The 16293-nt window shown below is 35.5% G+C and carries 19 protein-coding genes and 1 tRNA gene; 10 read left to right on the forward strand and 10 right to left on the reverse strand.

Annotated elements, in window-relative coordinates:
- Window positions 1-30: 30 nt before the first annotated feature.
- The 4 genes from EKM05_RS10765 to EKM05_RS10780 all read left to right on the forward strand — a co-directional run bounded on the left by EKM05_RS10765 (window position 31) and on the right by EKM05_RS10780 (window position 4172).
- A complete protein-coding gene (locus EKM05_RS10765) occupies window positions 31-375 on the forward strand; it encodes a hypothetical protein (RefSeq protein WP_126462104.1) in 345 nt (114 codons plus the stop codon).
- 1 nt (window position 376) lies between these two features.
- The gene (locus EKM05_RS10770; protein WP_126555124.1) at window positions 377-1324 is read left to right on the forward strand and encodes an alpha/beta hydrolase; all 948 of its coding nucleotides are present in this window, start codon (window positions 377-379) and stop codon (window positions 1322-1324) included.
- Between the two features lie 55 nt (window positions 1325-1379).
- The gene (locus EKM05_RS10775) at window positions 1380-3248 is read left to right on the forward strand and encodes a peptidase M61 (RefSeq protein ID WP_126555127.1); all 1869 of its coding nucleotides are present in this window, start codon (window positions 1380-1382) and stop codon (window positions 3246-3248) included.
- 213 nt (window positions 3249-3461) lie between these two features.
- Window positions 3462-4172 carry a DUF4369 domain-containing protein gene (locus EKM05_RS10780; protein ID WP_126555130.1) on the forward strand — a complete coding sequence of 237 codons (711 nt, stop codon included), beginning with the start codon at window positions 3462-3464 and terminating at the stop codon, window positions 4170-4172.
- A gap of 188 nt (window positions 4173-4360) precedes the next feature.
- On the opposite strand, the gene EKM05_RS10785 is transcribed toward EKM05_RS10780, so the two are convergent.
- The 7 genes from EKM05_RS10785 to idi all read right to left on the reverse strand — a co-directional run bounded on the left by EKM05_RS10785 (window position 4361) and on the right by idi (window position 7992).
- Complete coding sequence (locus EKM05_RS10785) at window positions 4361-4825, reverse strand: hypothetical protein (protein ID WP_126555133.1); 465 nt, start codon at window positions 4823-4825, stop codon at window positions 4361-4363.
- Window positions 4826-4955: 130 nt separating this feature from the next.
- Window positions 4956-5029, reverse strand: a tRNA-Thr gene (locus tag EKM05_RS10790).
- A 78-nt stretch (window positions 5030-5107) separates the two neighbouring features.
- Entirely contained in the window at window positions 5108-5374 is a 267-nt protein-coding gene (locus tag EKM05_RS10795) for a hypothetical protein (RefSeq protein WP_126453511.1), read from the reverse strand.
- Window positions 5375-5442: 68 nt separating this feature from the next.
- Window positions 5443-6405 (reverse strand): type I phosphomannose isomerase catalytic subunit, encoded by a 963-nt coding sequence (locus EKM05_RS10800; RefSeq protein WP_126555135.1) that lies wholly within the window; start codon window positions 6403-6405, stop codon window positions 5443-5445.
- A gap of 148 nt (window positions 6406-6553) precedes the next feature.
- The gene (locus EKM05_RS10805) at window positions 6554-7009 is read right to left on the reverse strand and encodes a peroxiredoxin (protein ID WP_126555138.1); all 456 of its coding nucleotides are present in this window, start codon (window positions 7007-7009) and stop codon (window positions 6554-6556) included.
- The gene (locus EKM05_RS10810) at window positions 7009-7419 is read right to left on the reverse strand and encodes a 6-carboxytetrahydropterin synthase (protein WP_126555142.1); all 411 of its coding nucleotides are present in this window, start codon (window positions 7417-7419) and stop codon (window positions 7009-7011) included. Before EKM05_RS10810 ends, EKM05_RS10805 begins: the two co-directional genes overlap by 1 nt.
- 12 nt (window positions 7420-7431) lie before the next feature.
- Window positions 7432-7992: an isopentenyl-diphosphate Delta-isomerase gene (gene idi / locus EKM05_RS10815; protein ID WP_126462079.1), complete on the reverse strand. Its 561-nt coding sequence runs from the start codon at window positions 7990-7992 to the stop codon at window positions 7432-7434.
- Between the two features lie 290 nt (window positions 7993-8282).
- Here idi and msrB point away from each other — a divergent pair, with 290 nt between their 5' ends.
- The 5 genes from msrB to EKM05_RS10835 all read left to right on the forward strand — a co-directional run bounded on the left by msrB (window position 8283) and on the right by EKM05_RS10835 (window position 12703).
- Window positions 8283-8843 carry a peptide-methionine (R)-S-oxide reductase MsrB gene (gene msrB / locus EKM05_RS10820; RefSeq protein ID WP_126555145.1) on the forward strand — a complete coding sequence of 187 codons (561 nt, stop codon included), beginning with the start codon at window positions 8283-8285 and terminating at the stop codon, window positions 8841-8843.
- A 1-nt stretch (window position 8844) separates the two neighbouring features.
- Window positions 8845-9459 (forward strand): peptide-methionine (S)-S-oxide reductase MsrA, encoded by a 615-nt coding sequence (msrA, locus tag EKM05_RS10825; protein WP_126555148.1) that lies wholly within the window; start codon window positions 8845-8847, stop codon window positions 9457-9459.
- A 211-nt stretch (window positions 9460-9670) separates the two neighbouring features.
- A complete protein-coding gene (locus EKM05_RS10830) occupies window positions 9671-10978 on the forward strand; it encodes an amidohydrolase (protein WP_126555151.1) in 1308 nt (435 codons plus the stop codon).
- Window positions 10979-11229: 251 nt separating this feature from the next.
- A complete protein-coding gene (locus EKM05_RS14420; RefSeq protein ID WP_156063255.1) occupies window positions 11230-11394 on the forward strand; it encodes a hypothetical protein in 165 nt (54 codons plus the stop codon).
- 220 nt (window positions 11395-11614) lie between these two features.
- Window positions 11615-12703, forward strand: a complete 1089-nt coding sequence (locus EKM05_RS10835) for a glycoside hydrolase family 130 protein (RefSeq protein ID WP_126462068.1) — start codon at window positions 11615-11617, stop codon at window positions 12701-12703.
- A gap of 307 nt (window positions 12704-13010) precedes the next feature.
- Here the strand turns inward: EKM05_RS10835 and EKM05_RS10840 are convergent, their stop codons facing one another.
- Complete coding sequence (locus tag EKM05_RS10840) at window positions 13011-14576, reverse strand: NAD(P)/FAD-dependent oxidoreductase (protein WP_126555154.1); 1566 nt, start codon at window positions 14574-14576, stop codon at window positions 13011-13013.
- Window positions 14577-14788: 212 nt separating this feature from the next.
- Here EKM05_RS10840 and EKM05_RS10845 point away from each other — a divergent pair, with 212 nt between their 5' ends.
- Window positions 14789-15028 carry a hypothetical protein gene (locus EKM05_RS10845; protein ID WP_126462062.1) on the forward strand — a complete coding sequence of 80 codons (240 nt, stop codon included), beginning with the start codon at window positions 14789-14791 and terminating at the stop codon, window positions 15026-15028.
- 85 nt (window positions 15029-15113) lie between these two features.
- On the opposite strand, the gene EKM05_RS10850 is transcribed toward EKM05_RS10845, so the two are convergent.
- Together EKM05_RS10850 and EKM05_RS10855 are read right to left on the reverse strand one after the other, a co-directional pair.
- Window positions 15114-15536, reverse strand: a complete 423-nt coding sequence (locus tag EKM05_RS10850) for a hypothetical protein (protein ID WP_126555157.1) — start codon at window positions 15534-15536, stop codon at window positions 15114-15116.
- A gap of 5 nt (window positions 15537-15541) precedes the next feature.
- The gene (locus EKM05_RS10855; RefSeq protein ID WP_126555160.1) at window positions 15542-16291 is read right to left on the reverse strand and encodes a hypothetical protein; all 750 of its coding nucleotides are present in this window, start codon (window positions 16289-16291) and stop codon (window positions 15542-15544) included.
- Window positions 16292-16293 lie beyond the last annotated feature (2 nt).

The following is a 16293-nucleotide window of genomic DNA, read 5'->3' on the forward strand; positions in this document are numbered from 1 at the left end:
TTTAAAACAGCAGTCTCAACTCATACATTTATGGTTTCAGTAACATCAAACGAAAACGAATTTATTTTTGATATTCTAGGAAGTCATACATTTTGGGCTTTCGAAAATAAGATTCGTGTACCGAAAGATAAAATAATCCGAGCGTATCAAAGCAACGATGAATTTACATTTTGGATCGGCTGGAAAATGCCAGGCACCCAATTACCATGGGTTATAACTGCTGGCACTTATATCAAAAAAGGAAAACGCAACTTTTGGGACGTTTGCAATAAAAAAAATGCAATTATTGTTGAACTCAAAGATTCCTATTACAATAAACTAATTATTGAAGTCGAAAATCCGGAAGAAACAATAAACGAATTAAATGCGAAATAAAATGAAAAAATTACTACTCGTACTCCTGATCTCGTGTTCAATACTCTGCCATTCACAAACAGAAACAGCAATTCAATCTTTTAATAAGGATGAAGTTACTATAAATCCATTGTTAAATGGGTCGTTGTACTCTCCTTTAAAACAAAACAAAAAGACGAATCTTGTCATCCTTATTGCAGGTTCAGGCCCTACAGACAGGGACGGCAATCAAAAAGGACTCCCCAATAATTCCCTGAAATATTTATCCGAAGAATTAACTAAAAATGATATTGCCGTTTTTAGCTATGATAAAAGAATCTTTGCTCAAATGAAGAGTGGAACGGTAAATGAAGCTACCCTTACTTTTGATGATTTCATCACTGACGCAACCACCGTTTTGCTGTTTTTTAAAAATCAAAAAAAGTACAACAAAATAATAATTGCCGGACACAGCGAAGGTTCCTTAATAGGAATGATTGCTGCAAATGGCAAAGCGGATGCTTTTATTTCATTAGCTGGAGCCGGAAGAACGATTGATGCTGTTCTGGTGGAACAAATAGCAAAACAAGCCCCTTACATCAAAGAAGAAGTTCAGAAAAACCTAGACATTCTTAAAAACGGAGAAACTTTCGAGTTAAAAAACCCCATGTTAGCTTCCCTTTTTAGAGCAAGCATCCAGCCCTATATGATTTCATGGATAAAATACAATCCGCAAATTGAAATTGCAAAGTTAAAAATACCCGTACTACTGCTAAACGGAACTGCAGATTTACAGGTGTCAGTTGCTGAAGCAGAACTGTTAAAAAAAGCCAAACCGGAAGCAGAGCTAGTTCTGATCGAGAAAATGAATCATATTTTCAAAGAGATAAATGGAGATGATTCTGTAAATATGAAATCCTATTCTAATCCGGACTTACCCATTGCTCCAAAAGTGGTGACAGCAATAACTGGCTTTATAAAATCGTTATAAGGGGTAACAATTCCCTCTTGTAAAAAACCTATACAATAAACAAAAAACAATACAAATGAAAAAAATATTTTTTGCAATAGCATTTGCTACTCTTCTTTGGAGCTGTAAAACTGTTGGCACTTCAGCAAATGTTTCAAAATCAATTACCGATGTAGTACACGTAGCAATCAACTTAAATGACGTTAAAGAAGACAAAGTAATGGTTACGATTACCGCACCAAAAATTAGCACTGATGAAGTCACTTACAGCATTCCTAAAATTGTCCCTGGCACCTACTCTATTGATGATTATGGAAAATACATTGAAGATCTAAAAGCTTTTGACAGTAAGGGCAATATACTTCCGGTTAACAAAACGGATGACAACACCTGGAATATCAAGAATGCCAAAACTGTCACTAAAATAACCTATTGGGTTAACGACACATTTGATACTGAAAAGGGAAGCGGCTTTGGCAAGAATGATATTTTCTCTCCTGCCGGAACAAATATAGATGCAGGAGTCAATTTCATGCTAAACACGCATGGTTTTGTGGGCTATTTTCAAGACAAAAAAGACCTTGCTTATACGGTAAATATAGCCCATCCGGAAACACTTTGGGGAGCAACTTCCATGACAGATCAAGACGCAAGTACTACAAATGATGTATTTACAACAGCTCGTTATGCTCAATTAGTTGAAAATCCAATTATGTATGCTAAACCGGACTACACTACTTTTACTGTAGACGGTATGGAAATATTGATCAGTGTTTTTTCGCCTACCGGAAAAGTAACTGCTGAAAGTATTACTCCAGAGATGAAAACCATGATGACTGCTCAAAAAACATTCTTAGGAAAAATAAACGCTACCAAAAAATATACCGTCTTGTTGTATTTATCAAGCATGAAAGATACTGATGCAAAGGGATTTGGAGCCTTAGAACACCCTACGGCCACTACAGTGGTTTTACCGGAAATGATGCCAAAAGAAGAATTGGTACAATCAATGAAAGATGTAGTTTCGCATGAATTTTTTCATATCGTAACTCCTTTAACCATTCATTCTAAAGAAATTCACTATTTTGATTACAACACGCCTAAAATGTCAGAACATTTATGGCTGTACGAAGGGGTGACGGAATATTTTGCCAATCTTTTTCAGATTAATCAAGGATTAATTACAGAAGAGGAATTTTATACGCGTATGTCTGAAAAAATTGCACATGCAAATGCAATGAATGACACGATGCCTTTCACAACGATGAGCGCAAATGTGTTGACTGAACCTTACAAAGCCCAATACTTGAACGTATATGAAAAAGGAGCTCTTATTGGAATGTGTCTGGATATCATTATCAGAGAAAAAAGCAACGGAGAAAGAGGAATTCTTGATTTGATGCAAAAGTTATCAAATGAATATGGCGCTTCAAAACCGTTTAATGACAAGGACCTTTTTGCAAAAATAACTTCATTTACCTACCCTGAAGTAGGGACTTTTTTAACAACTTATGTTTCCGGACCAACACCAATACCGTATGAAACGTACTTAGCTAAAGTAGGCATCACAAAAGCTATGGCAAAAGTACCTGGTAATGTGTTCTTAAAAGGACAATCCCCGTACATAACCGTGAACCAACAAACAAAGGAAATTATCGTAATTCCAACTATAGAACTAAACGATTTTCATATCAATTTAGAGCTAAAAGGAGGCGACATCATCATCTCTATAAATGAAAAACCTTATTCGTTAGACAATATTTATGAAATGATTGCTGAAAGTCAAAACTGGAAAGAGAACGATACAATCACAATTAAGATAAAACGGGATGGAAAAGAACAAATAATCAAAGGAAAAGTTACACTACCTTACGAAGAAAAAGAAGTTCTTAAAGCCACTGATACGTCCAAAACCGTTTTAAAAGAAGCCTGGTTAAAAGCTTAAATTGATAATTTAATGAGGAACATCTCAATTTAGAAATAAATTGGGATTTTTTTTGATAAATTTGAATGTGTTAGCAAAATCATTCCAACAATTTTCTTTATTTTGCGCCAAAATCTAAACACTAATCAAATCGCCAGGATTCTATCCCGAGATATCAGGACAAATCATAAAAAATGACGATGCCATGTCCTAAAAAACAAATTTTAACTTCACATGAAAAAAACTATTCTAGCATTTATCACTTTAATCCTTTTATCGTCCTGTAATAAGGAGGAACCTGGAGGGAATGTACACATTACCGGAAATATTAAAGGATTAAAAAAAGGAACTTTATACATCCAAAGAGTCGTTGATACAATGCTGGTTGCAATTGACACGATTCATATTGACGGAAGCGCCGTTTTTGAAAGTCACTTAGATCTAAAATCACCTGAAATGCTATACTTGTTTCTAGACAGAGGCGTGAGTAATTCCATGGACAACAACCTGCCTTTCTTTGCTGAGCCGGGAAAAATAACTATTGAAACCAGTTTAGATCGCTACTTATCTGATGCTACAATTACAGGTTCTAAAAACAATGAAATCTTTGAAGAATTTAAAAAAATAAACAGCCGCTTCACCGATGAAAGTCTTATTTTAATAGAAAAAAAATTCAATGCAGTAAAAAGTCAAAACATAAAAACCATTGATAGCATAGGAGCAAAACAGGATTCTAACTTGAAAAGAAAATACTTATTTGCCACAAATTTCGCTCTAAACAATAGAAACTACGAAGTGGCACCTTATATTGCCTTATCCCAGATTTACGACATCAACATAAAATACTTAGATACGATTCAAAAATCAATGTCTCCTAAAGTGGCAAAATCTTTTTATGGAAAGCAATTAACAGAGTATGTAGCAACAATCAAAAAACAGCAATAATCATACAAATTAAGAGAAGTACTATTAGAACCTCCTCGTATTCTATCCTGAGTAGTGTTTTTTCATAATTTATGTTCTAAAAAAAAATGAAACAAAAACCATCTTGTTAAGGCAAGATGGTTTTTTGTTTTATAATTACAGTCCGATTAATATACTGAATAAAAGCAGTTTAAGAACCTAAAAACACACTATAGCGCACTAGAAGTTATTCCAGCAACAATCATTCCTACAAATAGTAAAAGATAAAGAGAGAAAACAACCAGAGTCATAATTCCAATGTATTTATAATGTGACTTTAGGTATTCTAACGAAGTAGTCAAGGCATCTGAATCATTGTTTTGGAATGCTGCTTTGGCATTTGAAGCAAACTTATTCAAGTAATATACTGGAAAAAAATAAAGAATGGCTATCAAAAAGTATACAAAAGCCATTACAAACCCAAAAGAAGATCCCATCATTCCCATAGCAGGATTCACCTTAGCCATAGCAGAGAATAGCGTTCCGGCGAATAAAGCGGCAAAAATAATAAACCCAATTCCGATGTAACCAAGAATGGACAAAAAATAGGCCCACTTTGCGGTTTCTTTCAAAAAGCCCTTAGCAGAGGCGCTAAGTTTCATTTCGAAACTTTCAATCACTGAATGCTCTTCCATATGTATTTGTTTTTTTTGTTAGAACCCAAATTTAACAAAAAAAATTATGAAAAGCATTAAATAGGAATCAATTGTCATGTCCCCAAAAACAAAAAACCATCCCGCTTAAGACGGGATGGTTTTATCAAAGAGCCGGCGGAGGGACTCGAACCCACGACCTGCTGATTACAAATCAGCTGCTCTAGCCAACTGAGCTACGCTGGCGACTCATTACGGGTGCAAATATAGGTCTGAATTTCTGTTTTCCAAAACAAATTCAAACTTTTTTTGCTTTTTTTTTGACTACAATTCGTTGATTTTAGCAATCAATTGATTAGCAGTTTGTTCCAATTCAACATTAATTTGTTTGAAGTGTGCTTTTTTATTTTCTACTTTTTTAACATTTACCTTTGTGATTAAAGTGTCAAAAGCAGCAATCGCTTCGTCAATTAAAGCATTCGTTTCTGTTGTTGGTTTTCCTGTTGTAGAAATTTCGAACAAGTAAACTGCTTCAATAATATCTCCTAAAACGTAGTTGATGTCTTTTTTTAAATTCTTAATGTTTGCCATTTTTATTTTTTTAAAATTTGAATTTTAATTTGCGTCTGCAAAAGTACACATAATCTTTCTATTACCGACTATGAAATGTAAATTTCTAAAATTGAAGCTTTTCCATTGATAATGAATGCATGCATGGCAGCAGGAATCAAAACGGTATCTCCCTTTTTATATTCTAGTTTTGAATTGTCAAATTCTATTTCAAATGCTCCTTCCACACACATATATACGGTAAAGCTTTCTCCAGATTTAGAAACTGAAATAGCTCCATCTAGCGGGATAAAGTTAGTGGTAAAGTAAGGACAATCAACCACTGGATTAGACTCATTGCTATTCTTAGAGTATTCTTTTTTAGTTTCAACTGTGTTGTAATTGATCGCTTCCAACGCCAAATCCACATGCAATTCTCTGGTATTCCCATTCGTGTCTACTCGATCAAAATCATACAATCGATACGTAATATCCGAAGTTTGTTGAATCTCGGCCACCATTAACCCAGCACCAATAGCGTGAACAGTTCCGGTTTCCAGAAAGAAAATATCTCCTGCTTGTACCTTTATATCATCCAGAATAGAGAGCAGGGTTTTATTTTTTAGGTTTTCTAAATAGGCTTCGGGATTCGACTTTTCTTTGAAACCTACAATAATTCGGGCGTCATCATCTGCTTGCAAGATATACCACATTTCTGTTTTACCAAAAGAATTGTGGCGTTTTTTTGCTAAGGCATCATTAGGATGTACTTGAATAGACAAATCTTGACGGGCATCTAAATATTTAAAAAGCAACGGAAATTGCTTTCCAAAGCGATTATAAACCGCTGTTCCTAGGATTTTCTCAGGAAACTCATTAATAATATCTGTCAATGCACTGCCTTTCCAATCTCCGTGAGCCACAATACTGACATCTCCTGCTACAGTCGATAACTCCCAACTTTCGCCAATATGCGTTGAGGCAATGGGTTTATTAAGTATTGTTTTTAATTTTTCACCACCCCAGATTCTTTCTTTCAAAATGGGTTTAAACTGTAAGGGATAAAATGTCATGTAACTATTTTTTTTGAGTCCCAAATGTAAACAAATCAATATTGTTTTCTACCAAAATAGGTTTCCATTTACAGGAGTCCGTTAAACTACCGAAAAAAGTATAAATTAATTCCAATCAGAAAGGTAGCAAATCACATCTTGTAATTGATTATACTAATTTTTTAATGGCTTCAAGTGCTTTAGGAATATGTTTTGTTGCCAGAATACTGTCAAAAATCATTTGTACTACTCCGTTTTTATCCGTTACATAAGTCACTCGTCCCGGAAGCAACCCGAACATTCCAGAGGGAACCCCAAAAAATTTTCTTATTTTTTTATCAGAATCGGACAAGAGAATAAAAGGCAGTTTGAATTGTTTGCTGAATTTTTGATGTGAGGCAACGCTATCGCTGCTAATCCCTATCACTTCTGCACCCAAATCCTTAAAATCTTCGTATTGATCCCTAAAACTACAGGCTTGCGCAGTACATCCAGGCGAATTATCTTTAGGATAAAAATAAATTACAAGCGGTTTTTGGCCTACTACGTTTCCACTGTCAAAATCAGTTCCATTGGTGTCTTTCGCCATGAAATGGGGAATAGTATCTCCTACTTTTAGCTCCATTATTCTCCTTTATAAGTTACAAAATTCCGAGGTGTTTCGTACAAAACCACTTCTAATTTAAACTCTGCCTTGATTCTTTTTCTAATTTTATTCCAAATGACTACTACAATATTTTCAGCTGTTGGATTCAAATCCTGAAACTCCGGAACATCCAAGTTCAGATTTTTATGATCAAACTGATGCTCAACTTCCTCTTTAATAATATCACTCAGAAATTTCACATCCATTACATAACCCGTTTCCGGATCAATTTCCCCAGTCACACTTACTATCAGTTCATAGTTATGCCCGTGGAAATTTGGATTGTTGCACTTGCCAAAAACGGCATCATTTTGTTCAAAAGTCCAATCTTTCCTATGCAATCTGTGAGCCGCATTGAAATGGGCTTTTCGTGAAATAGTCACTTTCATAAAACGTATAAATTAGGGGTTATCTGTGCTCGAGTTCAGAGACAAAGGGCTTTTATGTTCTTCCAAAAAATAATAAAACTCGTCAAAAATTATTTTGAACCAAACGGTGTATAAGGCCGGCTGCAATTCCATATCCATTTTAACATCCTCAATTTTCATCCATTTCCAGTCTTCCACTTCCTCCGGATTGATGACCGGTGCGTCGTTATAATAGCCAATCATCACATGATCGAGTTCATGCTCCGTCAAGCCATTATCAAATGGCGCTTTATAAATAAAATGAAAAAGTTCTTTGAGTTCTGTTTTAAAACCCATTTCCTCAAATAGCCTTCGGTTTCCCGCCTGAATATTTGTTTCTCCCTCGCGTTGATGACTGCAACATGTATTAGTCCACAATAACGGGGAATGGTATTTTTGACCTGCCCGCTGCTGCAGCATGATTTCATTCGTACTGTTTAGTACAAAAACTGAAAAGGCACGATGCAGAACTGCTTTTTCATGCGCTTCAAGCTTAGGCATCAGCCCTATCTGCTCATCATTTTCATTAACTAAGATTACATTTTCTTCTAACATGTGGCTTTATAATTAGGTCAAAAATACAAAAAAAGAACGGGTATCTATACCGTTTTTGAATTTGTGAAAAGTTTAACGAGTGTTGAATACCCTAATATTCTAATTTTATATTCTTTGTATTAGTCTTCTAATTTACAATTTAGCGTGGGTAAGACCCGCAAAACTAAATGGCTGTTTTTTTCGTAAATAATAGAGGAATCAAAAACTTAAATAAAAGAAAATTCAATTGCAAAGTAGCCGACATTTTAAAATAAAAAGCGCTTTACATTTGTACTGTAAATAAAAAAAAGATGAAAACAAAAAACCAATTCGTAAGTGTATTATTTTTAACCTCTTTATTCATGTTCACTGCCTGTGCACAAACAACAAAGAAACAAGATCCTATAAAAAAAACTGTCACAATGAAAAACACAATTGAAAAACCTGAAAACCCATATTACTCCAATACAGATACTGCAAAACTCAAAGTAAGTAATACCGAATGGAAAAAAGTTCTACCCGAAGATGTCTATGAAGTAACTCGTAATGCGGATACGGAAAGACCTTTCACAGGAAAATTCTGGAATACAGATGACAAGGGGACTTATTATTGTGCCGCCTGTGGCAACAAATTATTTCGTTCCGGCGCCAAATTTTCCAGCACTTGCGGCTGGCCAAGCTTTTTCGAACAAGACAATAAAAACAGTGTGGTTTATAAAACCGATAATTCACTGGGAATGGAAAGAACTGAAGCGCTCTGCGGAAGATGTGACGGTCATTTAGGTCATCTTTTTGATGACGGGCCGGAACCAACCAAAAAAAGATACTGCATGAATTCAATCGCACTGGACTTTATACCTGATACCAAATAACATGAAAAAATTATTTTTAGTGTGTATTTTAACGACCAGTAGCTTGTTTGCGCAAGGTCAAACACCAAAGCAATCCAATCTTGAATCCATTACTTTAGCCGGTGGATGTTACTGGTGTGTTGAGGCCGTTTATGAGAACCTCATTGGAGTACAATCGGTAATCTCAGGATATGCAGGCGGCAAAAATACCAATCCTACCTATGAAGATGTGTCAACTGGAAGATCGGGTTATGCGGAAGTGGTAAAAATTACCTATGACAAAAACGTAACGAATCTAGATGAGATTTTCAAAGTCTTTTTTACGGTACATGACCCAACGACACTTAACCGGCAGGGCGCCGATGTAGGAACACAATACCGCTCCGCTATTTTTTATAAAAATGAAACACAAAAAAAATCAGCACAAACGATAATCAACGCAATGAAAAAGGCCAAGATTTATGATAGTCCGGTAGTAACAACACTAGAACCGTTGACTAAATTTTACAAAGCAGAAGATTACCATCAAAATTACTACGCCAACAATAAGAACCAACCCTATTGTCAAATGGTAATTCAACCTAAAATGGAGAAATTCGAAAAGCTTTTTAAAAACCGATTGAAGAAACAAAAATAAAAGAGTAAGAATACCGTCTTGTTTGAAATAACAAGACGGTATTTTTATATCCTACTCAAAAAAAAGACACTTTACACCCCTATTTAAAATTAATGCCAGACGAAATAATTTTGCTATATTTGTTTCTAACTGACCTTCTTTAGAATCGAAACAGCTGTGTTTTTAACTAAAATAAAGGCTGTTTAGCAACCAAATTTTACACTACCAACTAATGAAAAAAATTATTCTTTTTGCTGGCTTATGCTCCTTCTCCTTTTTTGCTACTGCACAAAATTCCGTTCTTAAAGCCACGGTTGCCCAAAAAGCAGCCTCCTTAGAATCTAAAGTCAGTACCTGGCGGAGAGACTTTCACCAAAACCCTGAATTAGGCAATAGAGAATTTAAAACTGCCGAAAAAATAGCAACACATTTGCGTTCTTTGGGCATGGAAGTACAAACTGGTGTGGCCAAAACTGGCGTGGTAGGAATTTTAAAAGGCGGAAAACCCGGTCCGGTTGTAGCACTTAGGGCAGATATGGATGCCTTGCCTGTAACAGAAAGAGTCGCCATTCCTTTTGCCTCAAAAGCAATGGGAGAATACAACGGTCAGGAAGTAGGTGTCATGCATGCTTGCGGACATGATTCGCATATAGCCATGCTGATGGGAACTGCTGAAATTCTGGCCGCTATCAAAAGTGAATTAAAAGGAACGGTTAAATTCATTTTTCAACCTGCTGAGGAAGGCGCTCCCGATGGTGAAGAAGGTGGAGCTGCACTAATGGTAAAAGAAGGCGTTCTGGAAAATCCAAAAGTAGATGTGATTTTTGGCTTACACATCAGCGCAGACACCGAAGTCGGCAAAATCAATTACCGTCCAAAAGGAGCGATGGCTTCCTCAGACTGGTTCAAGATAAAAATAAAAGGAAAACAATCACACGGAGCCAGCCCATGGCAATCCGTAGATCCTATTGTTACGGCGTCCCAAATAATATTGGGATTACAAACTATTGTGAGTCGCAATGTAGATTTAACGGAGTCCGCGGCCGTGGTTAGTGTTGGAAAAATTACATCTGGCGTAAGAAGTAATATTATACCGGAAGAACTTGAAATGGCAGGAACGATTCGGACCCTAGACAAACAAGTTCAGGAAATGATCCATAATAGATTGAAACAAATTACCACCAATATTGCAGAAAGTGCCGGAGCTACTGCCGAGGTGATCATCACTAAACAAACCCTGATTACCTATAACGATCCTATATTGACTGAAAAAATGCTCCCTACATTAGAAACTGTAGCGGGGAAAAACAATGTGGTATTGACTCCTGCAGCAACTGGAGCCGAAGATTTTTCGTACTATCAAGACAAAGTTCCCGGACTTTTCTTTTTCCTGGGTGGAATGCCAAAAGGCAAAAATCCTGCCGAAACAGCCTCACATCATACCCCCGATTTTTATATCGACGAGGGTAGTTTTGTATTAGGAATGAAAGCGATGTCCGACCTAACTATAGATTATATGGAAATGAGTGCTAAAAAATAAATCAGTACCTGAATAGACAATTTTAAAAAGTTTTTAAAACTACAACCGAAAAGAAATTTTCGGTTTTTTTACACCTTTGTATGATTCAAAAAAATAATATTCAAATGATTTATTTAAAGCAACTTAACCTGTTTTTTTTTAACGATTTTTAGTAAATTTATGTCTGCATCTTAAAAGTTGATTCTGTCAAGGAAACACTAAACATATTCAAAAGAAATCTCTAGGAAAATTGCCAACTAAAAAGCTGTAAAATGAAAGCACTTGAAACCTATTTTAAATACCAAAAAGGGCGTAGAACCTCGTCTTATAAAAAACGTCTGACTCCTATACTGTTAAAACTTTCCATGAGTTGCGGGTTGAAATCAAGAAACAGAGAGCTTTATTTGAATTGGTTGCCTTTTGTAACAAAAAAATAAGCCAAACAATTTCATCTTATGAGCCGAATACATGTGAAAAAACCATCTTAAAAGCATTAAAATCATAGTAACTTCAAAAAGAGAATTGTTATTTAATAAAATAGATGCAACTTTACCGTACAAGACTCTTTCACACCTATTGGAGACAAATAAATACTAAATAACGCTAGGAATCATAAACTCCTTCAAGAATACTTAAAACCATATTTATATAACCATTATGAAACTAACCATCATGCTCATATTCGCATTTATCCTACTGAGTTGCGGCGGTAATTCTATCTATAAATCACAAAGTAAAAGTAAGGATTGGGCGATGCTCGACTTTGTAAAAGTAGATAGCCTAAACCCTATTTTAGAACCACAGTTACATCCTGTTTTTCAATCTCCAATAAGCAACAAAAAAGTCCACTGGGAAGAACGAAATGTTCTTAATCCATCCGCTATTGTCAAAGACGGAAAAGTATACCTCATCTACAGAGCGCAAGACAAAGACATGACATCAAGATTAGGCCTAGCTATCAGCGATGATGGACTGCACTTTAAAAAACAACCCACACCAATATTCTATCCGGACAACGACACGATGAAACAATACGAATGGAAAGGAGGTGTTGAAGATCCTAGAATTATAGAAAGCGAGAATGGGACTTACATTATGACTTACACATCCTATGATGGTAAAACTGCGCGTCTTTGTTTAGCCAGTTCAAAAGATTTAAAAACATGGACAAAACACGGTTTAGTATTAAGGGAAGAAAAATACAAAGACTTGTGGTCAAAATCCGGAGCTATAGTTTGCAAATTATACAAAGATAAAATCATAGCTACAAAAATTAAAGGCAAATACTGGATGTATTTTGGGGATACTGATTTGTATATAGCAACCTCTGAAGATCTCATCCATTGGGAAGTAGCCGAAAATAATGAAAACAAAAAAATGATTACTGTTTTACATCCCAGAATGGGGTATTTTGATAGTCGTTTAGTAGAACCCGGTCCTTTTGCATTACTTCAAAAGCAAGGTATCGTGCTGATTTACAACGGAAGTAATGCCGAAAATTATAATGATTCAAGTTTACCTAAATTCACTTATGCAGCAAGCCAGGCGCTATTTGACAAAGAAAAGCCCTATAAATTAATAGACCGAATGGATAGTTATTTCCTTCATCCGGACAAGCCTTATGAAAAAACAGGCGAAGTAAATGAGGTTTGTTTTGTAGAAGGATTAGTTTACTTTAAAAAACAATGGTTCTTGTATTATGGAACGGCTGATTCAAAAATTGCCGTTGCTGTCAAAAACAGATAATACCCATCTTGTTGACATTAATTAATCAACTACTAAACTTCCTAAATAAGCCAAAAATCTGAATATTATATCCCTTTTATTTTGGGGATTAATTCTTTTTTTTTAACTTTTTCAAATTCATTGAAAGTAGAAATAAAGAACGCTATAAAAAACTGGTTAGATTTAGTGGGAAAACTTAAAGTTGGCACGGCTGCAATTCCAAGTATAAGCCACCAATGCCAATTAATAATAATTGATATTGGTGGCAATTAGTGAAGTTTATTTCAAAGCTGGAAAATCTGTAGTAAAACCTAAATTCCTATTCAGATTATTTTTGGTTTAAAATCGCTCCAATCATCAACGCACATTTCTCGCCATCAATAGCGGCAGAAATAATTCCGCCTGCATAACCTGCGCCTTCTCCACAAGGATACAGCCCTTTTATTTGAACATGTTCATAGGTCAAGGGATCTCTGGGAATACGCACCGGGGATGACGTTCTGGATTCTGGCGCATGAAGCACGGCTTCATTAGTCAAATAACCTCGCATTGATTTTCCAAATTCAGTAAATCCTTCCCGTAATATTTGCGTTAAAAAATCGGGGAAAACCTGTCCCATTTCTACCGAAGTAGTTCCGGGAACATACGATGTTTTTGGGATATCCGATGAAACTCGGTTTTGTGTAAAATCAATCATGCGTTGTGCTGGCACTTTTTGGCTTTCGCCAGCTAAATGCCAAGCGCGTTGCTCGATACTTTTTTGGAATTCCATTCCGGCCAAAGCACCAAATTTAGCAAAAGGTTTAAAATCCTCCAGTTGCAATTCAATTACAATTCCCGAATTAGCAGTAGCCTGATCCCTTTTGGATGGGGACCAACCATTAGTAACCACTTCGCCGGGACTCGTGGCGCAAGGAGCAATCACGCCGCCAGGACACATACAAAAGGAATACATTCCCCGGCCTCCTACTTGTTTCACAATAGAATACGGAGCGGGAGGTAAAAACTCCCCACGGTAATCACAACTGTACTGAATGCTGTCAATCAAAGATTGCGGATGTTCTGCCCGCACGCCCAAGGCAAAAGGTTTGGCCTCGATAAAAATCTTTTTTCGGTCTAACAATTCGAAAATATCACGAGCTGAATGTCCCGTAGCCAAAATGAGTTTATTGGCAAGAATGGTGTCGCCGTTTTGAGTAATAACACCCTGAACTTCATTATTTTTTAATAAAATATCGGTCAATCGGGTTTCAAATAAAACCTGTCCACCACATTCGATGATTTTCTCTCGAATGTCCTGAATAATCTGAGGTAATTTATTTGTTCCAATATGCGGATGCGCCTCAATCAGAATATCTTCAGAGGCTCCAAAAGCGACAAACAATTCCAAGACACGCGTTACATCACCTCTTTTTTTAGAACGCGTATACAACTTCCCGTCTGAATAGGTTCCGGCACCGCCTTCGCCAAAACAATAATTGGAATCTTCATTGACTACATGATCGAGATTGATGGCTTTCAAGTCTCTTCGTCTGCCCCTAACGTCTTTTCCACGCTCGATAACTATAGGCCTTAACCCTAACTCGATCAATTGCAAAGCAGCAAAAAGTCCGGCGGGTCCGGCACCAACAACAATTACTTCTTGAGCTGAGGAAACATTTTTATACTCCGGAAGTTGTGTTTTTTGCTCTTGAAAAAGCTCTCCTTTTAAATAAATCACAACTTTAAGATTGATTTTAATGGCTTTTTGGCGGGCATCGATCGACCTCTTTAAAATAGAAACATGCTGAATCTCATTTACAGAAACGGTAATTTGTTTTGATAAATGATTTTTTAGCAACAAATCATTTGCTGCAATTTCCGGGGATACTTGTAATAAGAGTTCTTGAGGCATTTTTTTAGATTATTCGATTTTCAGATTATTTGACTTTTAAAATGTCAAAATAATCCACGTACAAAAGTAGTATTTTGTACTGACTTCTTCTTGTAGAAAACAGAATCCGTTTTCAATTTTTAAAATTGACTAGTTTTCGAATTAGAGGTTGTAACTTTGTATGCTAAAACAGTTACCCAGTTAAACCATTAACCGATTAATCTTAAGGAAAAATGTCCAGAAAAATAAAATTGATATGGGATTTCCGTGGGCCAGCTTCCGCAAAAACTGCCGAACACCATGAAATCCATTTAAAAGAATACATCGCTATTGAAAAATTGCCATTGAATATCACTGGGTTCGAAATCCAAAGCGAAATGCTTGCCATTGCTTTTATGGTGGTCACCGATGAAAACATGATTCAGGTACGAGATGCTTTGAAACCGCATCGTGGAGAATTATTTACAGTCTAAAGTCATAAAGCCGAAGGTCTAAATGTACAAAAAAATCAAAACAACGGTTGTTATCAAAATTTAAGCCTAATCATAGAACCTTACATCACTTTAAATCAAGTTTGTAATCACTAAATATATAGGTATCATTGTTTTCCCCAGACAGCCGTATACTTTTAAATTCAACGACTTCATCATTTTTGACTTCATAATTATAAACATCTATATCGTTAGTACTTTCTGAAGACTCGTAAAATTTACCCTCTTCGGTCCACCATTTCCCTTTTTCGGTAAAAGTCTCGACTTCACAGTCTTCCTTTGATGTAAACATTATTACATAAGTGCCGTCAGTAAATCTTTGTTGAATCCAATGTTTTTCAATTCCTTCTATTTGCCCATCTTTTTCAAAACCTTTCCAAATACCAACCAGCTTCTCGTCTTGCTCTTTTTTATCGATTGTAAAACTCAAAATTAAAACTGAAAATACTGCCAAAGCAACTATTTTAAAAAATGGGTATCTTTTTTTCATAACTATTAATTTGTTGGGATTTCTATTGTTTTCATATAATCATTTAAAAAAGCAAACAGAAAAGCATCAACTTGCTTATCCGTTTTAAACTCGGCTTCTTTTTTCTTAAGTGATTCGTTTTTTCTTCCTAAACCTGGATTCTCTATAAAAAAAGACCCGCTAGAAAGATTGGACTGCATCGATATTTCTTTAAAATCGTTAGCCTTTATTTTATATTCTTCGGTATGTTTAAAGTATTTAAAATAATCTCTTCTAAATTGATAAAACTCTCCCGCAGTCAATTTTTTGGATTTGAGATTGATTCCGTTTTTTATTTCTATAAGATTGTAGTTTTCAAAAAGAGAACTATACCCCATATGGACATATTGCACTATTTTTCCTGAAGGACATATTAATAAACCCGAATAATAATTGCATTCAAAAGTAACATTTGTCCCAAAAACATCTTTATAAATAGAGGTCAGAAAATAATCAGTCTTACCGTTGCTATTTTCTTTATAATCTTCTTTATAAATGTTTTCAACAACAAATTTTCCATCTATAAATTTAAAATAAGCAACATAACCTCTCCAATTGGCACTGGAAAGGTTAGTTATTAATTTTTCTGGAATTGGATGATCTTTAAAATACCCTTCTAAAGGATTTGATTGTATGGCTAAAGTATCTTTTTCGATAATTAAATAATCTGGAACCTGACCGGTTGCAAATGAGCTGACTGATACTAAAAAAGCAAAAAACACTTTTAAAAACTTCATAA

The organism is Flavobacterium sp. GSP27 (assembly GCF_003970395.1).
In the GTDB taxonomy this organism is placed as follows: domain Bacteria; phylum Bacteroidota; class Bacteroidia; order Flavobacteriales; family Flavobacteriaceae; genus Flavobacterium.